Annotated in this window: 4 protein-coding genes; 3 read left to right on the top strand and 1 reads right to left on the bottom strand. The window is 39.6% G+C overall.

Annotated features, from left to right (window positions below):
* The coding region (locus F6K57_RS37570; protein WP_293073464.1) for a hypothetical protein at positions 1-299 on the bottom strand (299 nt) is incomplete at its 3' end.
* 1,072 nt (positions 300-1,371) lie between these two features.
* Between F6K57_RS37570 and F6K57_RS37565 the strand changes: the two genes are divergently transcribed.
* The 3 genes from F6K57_RS37565 to F6K57_RS37555 form a co-directional block, all read left to right on the top strand.
* A complete protein-coding gene (locus tag F6K57_RS37565; protein WP_293073462.1) occupies positions 1,372-1,497 on the top strand; it encodes a hypothetical protein in 126 nt (41 codons plus the stop codon).
* Positions 1,498-2,153: 656 nt separating this feature from the next.
* Positions 2,154-3,437, top strand: a complete 1,284-nt coding sequence (locus F6K57_RS37560; RefSeq protein WP_293073459.1) for a calcium-binding protein — start codon at positions 2,154-2,156, stop codon at positions 3,435-3,437.
* A 650-nt stretch (positions 3,438-4,087) separates the two neighbouring features.
* The coding region (locus tag F6K57_RS37555) for a hypothetical protein (RefSeq protein WP_293073457.1) at positions 4,088-4,530 on the top strand (443 nt) is incomplete at its 3' end.

Below are 4,530 nucleotides of genomic sequence, written 5' to 3'. Positions count from 1 at the left end.
TCAAAGCTTAGCAGTCGCACCCGCCCGCCACAGACGACGTAAAAATACTTATTTGGTTCATTTTGAACAGAATCTTGGCTTAACTCGCGTCTAGGATAGGATATAATTTCATCACCTAGCTCAAAGTTATGAATTTGGAAGGATTGACTAAATTCTGGTAATAGTGTATTTGATAAGGTCTTATCCAACCAGTTCGCGATTAGGTGTTCAATAACCTCGGAAGATTTATGGGTCGGGTATTGGCCAAGGGAATCTGGTGGTTGCCCTGATTTTTCTAAACCGACCGTTTTCTGATGCATTACCTAGAACCCCTTTGTTAATGAGTTTTGCCATGTCTTGACTAGCGCCATGGTTAGCTTGAGTCTTTGACCCCATTTGATTGGCACAAGTCCTGATTGTTAAAACAGTGCTCTGGGTAGTCACATAGACTCTTATCTCCCATTTTCCCTAGCGATAGTCCCAGTAGTGTTCCCTGGGGTTGACTTAGGAGTTGACTTAGGAGTACTGTGGCATCCAACAAGTGTTTGCCGTTTGATGCCACCTAAGCAATCCCAGCTAATCCAGGTAATAAGTAATAATTCAATGGTCACCCTTGAACCGGGAGGCTGATCGCCCTTTTTTAGGTAACTTTATGAAAAGCTTGTGAAATTAATTATGAGTTTTTTTTCCTGAAAACTCAATATCTTTACATATTTCTTAATTTACATATTTGCTTTTCTACATATTCCTTAGCAGTGAACCCATGGACAATCTCCGGAATCATCCTATGTGAAGTAAATTGACGCTGTCAAGTTGTTTTTACGATAAATTCACGGTTTTCACCAAAACTTCAATAAAATTTAATAAAATATTATTGAAGTTAACCAGCCAGATAGAGTTGTCAAGTTTTCATAACATTTTCACTAAACTAATTATTCATATAATCTGTTTAGTAATTATCAATAGTTCCACAAGTACTTTACAGAATCTTCATCTAATCTTATTATAAACTTTAAACAAAATTCACAAGAACAGCTATGTCTCAGCTCCTAGAGAAGCTTTGTGATCCGTAATAATATAATCAGATTTGTCAATTACCCTAGGGGTAATACCCCTCACAAATTTTCCAGCTTACAGAGCACCATACTTCCTATTTGGTCGTAATATCATCGACCCTTAAATACTAATCATTAAAACTGATCGGGAGAGGGGGAGAAGTAAGGCTCACAGGGGTAGGTTTTTAACAAAGACCTCAGGTGTGGGGTGACCGGTTGTGGGGTGTGGGGTGTGGGGGATAAGAAAATATACTTAATTGTCTTGATGCAATAGCGAGTGGGGGAAACCCCCAAGACCGCGCTGCATCGCTTGTCGTTGTCTTGATGCAAAGCGCGAGTGGGGGAAACCACGCCAGTTGCTCATGGGGGAGACCACGGCAAAGCGCGAGTGGGGGAAACCCCCAAGACCGCGCTGCCTCCCCAAGACCGCACTGGCTCCCCTGTTCCGAAGCTGCATCGCTAAAAATCATCATTTCTTCGTTGTTTTCCTTTTCCTCTCCTTCTGATCCGCCCCCGACCGGTCGGGGGTTGGGGGTGGGGCAGGACCCAAATGTAAAAAACCTACCCTTGTGAGGAGAAGTAAGGGGAGGAAAGAACGGGGATACGGGGATATTGTTAATTATCGCTCATCCTCCGGACTTGCTATAAGTTAATTAACAGTTAACTTACCTATTTTTATTGATCGTTATTTTTATTTTTAAAAAAAATAATCCCTAGGTTTACATTTACTTCATCAATCCTATAGTTACCTATTAATAAACGTAAAGGTTACAAAAATAAATAATAAAAAATGACAAATTGGCAGATCTAGTATTTTGATTTTTTTTATGGTTTTACTATCAATAAATTGGTGAATTTAGCCGTTGGATAATATAGCATTTTTTGTATCAACTGTCAACCTATAAGGTTTTTTTTATTGAACAATAAAACTCCGGATATCTTTACCATCTTGCCTTACTTACCCTCCTGGTAGGGGTTAGAGGTGGGTTCCTCTTGTATGCAAGCCAATTCCTGCAAGAAGTGTGTTGACAACCCAGATACAAACGCGCTTATTTCCCATTATCCCTTCCCAATATTGATAATTAAGTTAATTAAGTGAACAGAACAACCTAGACGTTTATGACATCAGATACTCTATTCTTATCCCTTAAATCTCAAACCTATAACCCTAAACCTAACTTTGCTAATGCTACCGGAGGCGCTCAGTTTACAGGATACAGTCACAGTTCTTCAGGGACTTTGACTGATGCCCAAGCGCAGACTTTTGTCAACGATGGTTTAAGTCAGGCCATTGCTAATGCTGACGCCACCTTTATCAATGACCCAACTTTTTCTGAACTCTTCACTGAAAGTGCTGGAGTTGGTACTGAGGGCGCTTATGAAGTATTTGCTAATAGTAAGGCTAAGGTAGTTGGTAATTTTTCCGTTGGTGCTTATGAGAAGTTCTCCTTTGATTTCTCAACCGCTGTACAACTTGACTCAAAAGAAATTGAAAATTCCAATACTGAATATGCTTCCGCAAAGTCAGGCAGTTACTTTTTTGTATTAGACACAACCAATGGTTATACCAGACTGTTAGATTATTTTGGCTTCAAGGGTAATTTAATTTCTTCTAGTCAAGTTGGCAAATTGAACGTTGGAGCAAGTTATAATGTTACCGTTGATTATCCTTATAAAACTACAGATATTAATGGTAACAATGGCATAGACTACCTCAACGGCTCAACGACAGGAGAATATGAGCGTTGGTTTAACCGTGATACCAATTTAACTGTAGTAGAAGTAAATACCAGTACAATTCAGTTGTTGGGAGATAGCTTCATCTATAACCTGGGCAATGATGTCCGCTATGGAAGTATTTGGAATGATAAACTTCATGGAACTAATTATGGGGACAAAATCTATAGCAGCCTAGGGGATGATACTGTCTATGGCTATGGTGGTAATGATATCCTCGAAGGCGGTAAAGGCGACGATAAACTCTATGGGGATAATGGTTATGATAAACTCCATGGCAGTTTTGGCGAGGATACCTTAGTCGGTGGTTACCACAATGATACCTTAGTCGGTGGTCATGATGATGACAACCTGATTGGTGGTCGTGGTAGCGATGTGATGAGCGGTGATAGTGGCGCTGACAAATTCGTTTTTGAGCTAAATCAGAGTTTGTTATCCGGTGAATATGATGTGATCAAAGACTTTGAGGTTGGTGTCGATCAGATTGAATTTAGGGGCTGGGGTTATATTGATTCTTCTTATTGGTTCAGTGGGGTAATTGCTGAAGGTCGGCTTACCGATACCCACAATGGTGCCCTATTCCATTCAAATTATGGTGGAAAAGTCTTGTTTGAAGGGGTTAATGCCCACGAACTTAGTCACTCTGACTTCGTCTTCGATGCTTAAAACTTAATTCCAGATGGCGAATACTCTACAGGACTAACGCCGTAAATTTATAGCAATTCTTAAGGCTGATAGGGCTAGAGATAAATTTTATCTCCCCATCTCCCTATCTACCTATCTTCCCATCTAAATCTTTAATCTTACTTTTAAAAATTGGGATTACTTGTAAAGTGTGTTAATAAGGCACCCTACTAGTACTTATAAGGTTTAGTTCCCAGTTTTTCCTAAGTTTTGCTCTAATTCATTGAAGCCAAACCCAAAGAGGCGATCAAGCGATTGCGCTACGCGCACGCTTGATCGCTTATTTTATCATGAGATGATTACTGATAGCTAAATGTTTACTATAAAATTTCTAAATGAGATATAAACCTAGAAGGTCTTTTTTTATTATCCAATAAAACTTCGGATCCCTTTTGCCTCTTGGGTTTTGCCTCTTGGGTTTTGCCTCTTGGCGCAAGAGGTATGTTCACAACTCAAATAAAAACGCTATATTATCACTACCAGAGCATTAGCTGACTGCTGATAAATAGCTTAATGCTTAACATTTTGGCGGCTTATTGTCATCAAAATCAGCCGCCAAAATGGCGCTCATTATTAATTAATGCTATATATAATGATTCCCGGAATAAGCCAATATAAAAATGGAGATTTTCATGGGATCAAATACTTTATTTTTGCCAATTGTTAAAACCCCTAACTCCAAACCGAACTTTGCTGACGCTACAGGAAGCGCCAAGTTCACCAACTATAGTCAAGCAGCGTCGGGGTTTTTGACTCAAATTCAGGCGCAGACTTTAGTCAAGAATGGTGTGGGTTTTGCTCTTGCTAATGCTGACGCCACTTTTGTCAATAACCCAACCTTCTCTACACTATTTAGTCAAGCTACTGCGGCTGGTTTTGATGGTGCTTTTGAGAGTAGTTCCCAAAGTAACACTAAAGTAGTTGCTAGTTTTTCTGTTGGAGCTCATCAACAATTCTCTTTCAATTTCTCAGCAGATTTACGACTAACAGCTAAAGAAATTGAAAATCCTAATCGGGAATATTCTCAGGCCAAGTCAAACATAGGTTTTCTGGTGTTAGAGACTGAGAATGCCAG

The sequence above is a fragment of the Moorena sp. SIO4A5 genome, assembly GCF_010672005.1.
Taxonomy (GTDB): domain Bacteria; phylum Cyanobacteriota; class Cyanobacteriia; order Cyanobacteriales; family Coleofasciculaceae; genus Moorena.
Note: the sequence above shows the minus strand (reverse complement) of the source record. Positions and strands in the feature narration are given on the sequence as shown.